Annotated in this window: 3 protein-coding genes and 1 pseudogene; 3 read left to right on the plus strand and 1 reads right to left on the minus strand. The window is 52.3% G+C overall.

The features are described from left to right. A pseudogene (locus Q0072_RS14365) lies at positions 1-512 on the plus strand (hypothetical protein); the annotation flags it as partial. 68 nt (positions 513-580) lie between these two features. Here Q0072_RS14365 and Q0072_RS14370 read toward each other — a convergent pair. Beyond that, positions 581-1,561 (minus strand): NAD-dependent epimerase/dehydratase family protein, encoded by a 981-nt coding sequence (locus Q0072_RS14370; RefSeq protein ID WP_298331398.1) that lies wholly within the window; start codon positions 1,559-1,561, stop codon positions 581-583. Between the two features lie 496 nt (positions 1,562-2,057). Between Q0072_RS14370 and Q0072_RS14375 the strand changes: the two genes are divergently transcribed. Continuing rightward, positions 2,058-3,173, plus strand: a complete 1,116-nt coding sequence (locus Q0072_RS14375) for a hypothetical protein (protein WP_298331400.1) — start codon at positions 2,058-2,060, stop codon at positions 3,171-3,173. Continuing rightward, entirely contained in the window at positions 3,170-5,167 is a 1,998-nt protein-coding gene (locus Q0072_RS14380; RefSeq protein WP_298331402.1) for a tetratricopeptide repeat protein, read from the plus strand. Before Q0072_RS14375 ends, Q0072_RS14380 begins: the two co-directional genes overlap by 4 nt. Positions 5,168-5,393: the final 226 nt, after the last annotated feature.

The following is a 5,393-nucleotide window of genomic DNA, read 5'->3' on the forward strand; positions in this document are numbered from 1 at the left end:
ATTCCGTCCATGTCGGGGCGGCCCATAATGTGCTGGTGAAAGATTTGACGGTCGAGAACCCGGTCATTCACCCGCTGTCGGTCAATACAAGGTCGACCCGTGCCGTCTTCCTGCGTTCAACCGTGAAGCGTGATGCAGTGATTGACCAGCATAGCGGATCGAACCACCAGAATCTGTTCGATCAGATCAGCATGTGGATCGATCCCGTCCTGAAGAAAGGTGAATGGCAGTATCGGCTATGGGTTGGCGGTGGTGCGTCCTACTGGAAGCCGGGTCACGGTCTTTACAACACGGTCTGGAATGCAAGGCTGATCCTGCCCGACACAGTGCCCCAAGATGCAACGGTGACCATCACCAGCGGGCTGGAAGGGCCGGGTGAGCGTATTGTTGGCCTGCATGCCAATCGCTCCATCCAGGTACGCTACACCCCACCCCCTTATGTCGAAGGGATCGGCCAGAGGGTAGAGGCCGTACCGTCGCTTTATGATCACCAACTGGCCAAACGGCGTTAAGTCACGCAGCGGCGGGATATTTTTGTTGTCTATCCTGGCCTTGGCCAGCCGGCTTGGGGCTCGGACGATCAACGGCCATAGAAATCCCGGAACCAGGCCACGAACCGCGGCAAACCGTCGGCCAGGCTGACTGTTGGTTGATAGCCAAGCTCCTGGCTGCTGCTGGTGATGTCGGCGCAGGTGCTGACGACGTCACCCGGCTGCAGGGGGCGATAGTTGATCTGCGCCCCGGTTCCCAATGCCTGCTCGATGATGGCGATCATATCGGTCAGCCGTTCGGGCCGGTGGTTGCCCAGATTATAGATCCTGTGTGGCACCCCATCGGCGTCAGGGCTGGGCGGGCGCCGATGCGCTGCGTGCACCCCGGCGACGATGTCGTCGATATAGGTGAAGTCCCGCCACATCTGCCCATCATTGAAGACATCGATCGGACGTCCGGCCAGGATGGCGTCCGTGAAGAGATAGACTGCCATGTCCGGCCGACCCCAGGGGCCATAGACGGTAAAGAACCGCAGGCCGATGGCGGGGATTTTGAACAGGTGGCTGTAGGTATAGGTCATCAGCTCGTCCGCCCGCTTGGTCGCGGCATAGAGCGAGATGGGCCGTTCCACCGCATGATCGACGGAAAACGGCGTCTGCTTGTTGGCGCCATAGACCGAGGATGAGCTGGCATAAACAAAGTTCCGCAGACCCGGTAACGCCCGCGCCAATTCCAACATCACCACCTGGCCCTGGAGGTTGGATTGTACATAGGCATAAGGGTTGATCAGCGAATAGCGGACCCCCGCCTGTGCAGCCAGATGGATGATTTCCGTGATGTCCGGATGGCACTGCCGGATGAAATCGACAAGGGCGATATCGGCGATGTCGCGTCGATAAAAAACAAAGTTCGGACGCGCTTCCAGCAACCGCAGCCGGGCTTCCTTCAGCCGTACATCATAGTAATCATTGACGTTATCGATGCCGACCACGGTTTCGCCGGCATCCAGCAGGGCCCTGGCAACGGAGAACCCGATAAACCCCGCAACGCCTGTTACAAGTTTGACCATCACCACACCACATTCCCAGCGTGAAACACACAGTAAACCATAGGCTGCCCATCCATCGGGTGCTTTTACCGTCGAACCGGTCGCAGGTCATCAACGAAGCCTATCCCGGTCAAGGCCCTGACCCTGGGCATCGTGGAATTTTCCAAGAGACCGCCATGGCATCCAGATCAGCCAGACAATCTGGCTTTACTGAGTTCAACGTGGGGCGTTGGGAAGGACAGATACTTTGATCGCCGGAGGGCCATCTGTTGATTTGCGGCAATCTTGCGAATAAATCGATCCATCTTTTAATATGTCGGATGTATATTTTATCTGAATAGCCATATATACAAAAGATATTTCCGTCTTATTTGATCATTTAATGTCATTTGTTTTGAGTAAATTTTCCCTTAATTTGACCATGCATGGGAAGTCCGCAAAATATGTTGACCGCTGAATAGGGTGGCAATCATAGTGCTGCTTAAGAGGTCGCTTCTTGATTTGTTGGGAAATGGATATGTCGAAGATCGTTGTCAGTGCCTGGTCTCATAATGGCAATGCGGAGGAGCTGGAAGCAGCCGTCCCGTTGCTGTTCAATGGTCGGCGCATGCGACAGCTGGGGATGCGGAATAGGATTACGGTGCTGTTCTTGAAGGGTTGGTCCGACTTGCCTCAGGCCTACCGCGACGCATTGCTGGAGTTGGGGTATGACCTGATTGATGGCCAGTCCGTCGCCAAGCAGATTGAAGCGCGGATACCGGTCCTGGTCGAGGCCCTGTCTACATGGGGTGGGATTCGGCATTACGGGCTTCTGCGGTTCCTGGTGATGCGCGAGATGTTCCCTGGGGAGGGGATCATCACCTTCGATGGTGATATGGTCATTAACGCTGAACTGGACGAGATTGAAGCGGCCTTGGGGGATCGTTTCTACGTTCTTGACGATTCCAGTTGTTTTATCTCCATTCCCAAGGGTCATGACTTCCTTGATCATTTCCGTGACGCTGCCTTTTTGTGGAATGATGATCAGGACGCCTTCAATCGGCGCTTTACCCAGTTCGAAGATCCTGCGGATGTCTTGAAGCCGGCCAAGATCAACGGAACAGATCAAGGTCTGGTTCTTCTGCTGCTGAAGGATGGAACCATTTCCAACGAAAGCCAGTTCAGTCATCTCAAAGAATATGGGCTGATTGCGTTCGCCAACTGGCTGATGATCGAAGAGTCTATCGGTCGTCCGATCACGTACGAGCGGAAGAATGGTGTCGATTACGTGCGCGGTCGTAAGTTGCTGGTATCGCATCTCAGCCACGATACCTGTGCATATTTTGGTTCGTTCTTGTATTTGAAAACAATCCTTGGCGGCGGTGATGTTGCAACCCTTGGTCGGGTGCCTCTTCCGTACGAGCATTATGCTGGTGAGCGGCAAGATACCGATTTGTTTACCTTCCTTCTGAAGGCTCGAGATTCTTTCAATTGTTTCCCGCAATTGACGAGACTGGGCGTTAATCCCTTCTCCCGGACAAGCGTCATTCGTGCTTTCTATGAAGAAGGGGACTTCTCATCGATTTTGAATGATCGCCTGTGGTATAGAGAGGGATGCTTCGAATCTGTAGCCGATTTTGGTGAGGTGCCATGATTACCGTGCTGCTCGGTGAGGTCGACCTGCGCAAACGGACGGAACGTCTTTACATCGAAGGTCGATATGAAGAAGCACTTGCTTCCGCGCGAGAGGGAATAGAATATTATAAGGTTCACGCGATCAATTATTTCTGGGTTGCGGAGTGCCTGATGCGTCTGGAGCGCTTTGAGGAAGCGCTTGAAATGTTTTATATTGGGCGGGATCGGGAGCCGAATTCTGCGGGTTCCTATCGTCGCATCGCGGAACCCCTGATCCGGATGCAGCGTTATGACGAAGCTCTGACCGCCCTCCAACGTGCAAAGACTTTGGCACCCCAAGACGTTAACACCTACCTGCGAAGTGTCGACGTGCATAAACTGCTTGGGGATAAAGCCTCTATTGCTCGTGAGTTGGTGGAGGCATATCAGGCGCTCGAGCCTGCGTCCGAAGCGCTTCTGGTGGTAGCCGATCATCAGTTCCATCATGGCTTAAATGATGACGCTATCCAGACATTTAAAAAGTCCCAGGCGGTAGGTGAAGGTCATCCGGAATATCGCATAAAATGTGCGGAACTCCTGGCAAGGGCCGGGAACTTTGATGAAGCATATTCAATTTTGCACAGTTTGATCAACTCATTGCAGGCGCGACAGTTTGATAGCCGTGTTGTTGAAACGCTTTATTTGTGTGGCAGGGGCGAGGAAGCTCGTCAATATGCCGAGAACATTCCGCTGGACGAGAAAAGCGACATAGAGCAAGTTCTTAAGATTGCTGATCTGTCAATCATCAATCAACATTGGACCGCAGGTTTTCGTTTCTATGAAAGAGGAATATCCAACGTTATAACAGCCAAAACGATTTTAGTGTACTTGTTTAAATGTCTTGTTGAGCGGCGTCCTGCTGGCGATCGGAGTAGTTTTTTCAAGCTTATGATTGGCGAGGCAGAGAAACTGCCAGAAAACGAATTTAAGGATGTACTCATAGCCTTTCTCTATCTGCAAAGGGGAGGGGCGTTCGCTAAGTCCCTGATGCGGATGCGCGCGAGGAGATTTTCACGTTACGGAAATGTCGTCAACCTGATTGAGGCAGAATGCTGGAGAAAGCTTCTCCAATACCGCCGTTCAGCTATTTGTTACGAAAAAGCTGTTTTAGATTACCCGGAAGATGCGTCTCTTCGTCGTGTTTGTACAGAAGTCGTTGGGTTGGCAAAAATTGAAAGCGCGCGATGCGGTATTCTGCGGCCAGTAATATTTCACGATAACAAGAAGTACCAGCCGCCGAAGAGCGTTGATCTTCTGTATAAGACCTATAAGCCGGACGAGGAGTGGCTGCAGTACGCTATATTGTCTGCAAAGAAGAACATAGTCGGAATACGAAATATTATTGTCCTGGCGGACGAAGGGGATAATATTGTTCTGCCAAATCTCGATAACATTGTTTATCGGGAATTCTCAAAGCCCCTGGGGCCTCCAATGTGGGGGAAAGCGCCCGGATATTCTTGGCAAATGGGCTTGAAGTTGTCATGGACGGATGTCAGTGATGCTGATGCCGCACTCATTCTTGACTCGGACTGTATGGTTTGCAGGCCCATGAATGTAGAGGAGTTGTATCGTGACGGCGGACCGGCTTGGTATTACCGGTCATGGGAAGCGGCTGGAGAGGGTGTGGCCTGGAAATCTGCGGTGGATTATTTCCTCGGTATGGAAACGGCACACGGGCATATGTGCAGGAATGGCTTCTTTCTTACAAGAGAAGCGACAGAAGGGTTCCGGGCCTTTATGAGAGAGCAGTTCAATCAGACGCCACTTGAATATGTCATGGACTCTTCGCGTATATTCTCTGCTTGTGAGTACGAAATGTTCGGCGCCTACCTCCACTATGTTGAACGCCATGGGTACACCATGAAGGACACCCAGTACATCGGAGTGGAAAATTGGCCGTTCTTACAGTACTGGAGTTGGGGAGGATTGTCCGAGGATGTGCGCAAGGAACTGAAGGAATTAATTGGGAGCTAAACGAATAGCTCTGAATGTATAGCGCCAAAGAACTGGCGCCACCGATGACGCTGGCGATCGATCCGTAAAATTCGCTATGTCTGTGACCAGTAGGGTCACAGACATAGATTTTTACGTTGCAAGAGGCAAGCGGATGCAGGCCTTCAAGGTAAGCGTCAGCCGTTGCCCGTCTTGCGGCAGGGCTGAGAACTGAGATTCTGCCGTCCCCTGATTTTGGTGGTGGCGG

Source organism: Asticcacaulis sp., from assembly GCF_027484505.1.
Taxonomy (GTDB): Bacteria; Pseudomonadota; Alphaproteobacteria; order Caulobacterales; family Caulobacteraceae; genus Asticcacaulis.